The 512-nt window shown below is 38.1% G+C and carries 1 pseudogene; it reads right to left on the bottom strand.

What is annotated here, in order from left to right:
- Positions 1-129: 129 nt before the first annotated feature.
- A pseudogene (locus BWI93_RS28305) lies at positions 130-512 on the bottom strand (hypothetical protein); the annotation flags it as partial.

Below are 512 nucleotides of genomic sequence, written 5' to 3'. Positions count from 1 at the left end.
ATACTTCCGCATTTAGAAATCCTAAATCTGAGATAAGTTTGAAACTTTCATGTAGTTTGAATTAACAAACATGAGTCTCCCGAATTTTAGGATTGGGATTATTCTCTAAGTTTTCATCAGAAACATGAGTCATCCCGAATTTTGTTGTGCGAAGTAGCACCATAGCATGTTTTGGATGGCCGTTCTCAATCGATAAATCGGTGTCAAAGCATTTTGGCACCGATTTCCTGTTCTATGAGCAAATTGATTGATGATTATCTTGATAATAGATGGCCAATTCCTGATGAGTTTCATCAAGAAGTCGTAAATGAGCGTGACGATGGCTAATAGTTTGAGGGTATTTTCGAAGAACCATAACCTAGGAGATTCAATAGCTAGCTCAGTTTTGGCGAATCTAAACGCCTGTTCGATATTCCATCGATGCACGTAGCTATGACATATTTCCCAAGCTTCCTTAGCTGATTCTACAGGCAATGAGGTTAATAAATAGAGTGGTGACTGATAGTTTTTGG

The sequence above is a fragment of the Siphonobacter sp. BAB-5385 genome, from assembly GCF_002261125.1.
Lineage (GTDB): Bacteria > Bacteroidota > Bacteroidia > Cytophagales > Spirosomataceae > Siphonobacter.
The sequence above is the reverse complement of the archived record's forward strand: the minus strand, read 5'-3'. Positions and strand labels throughout refer to the sequence as shown.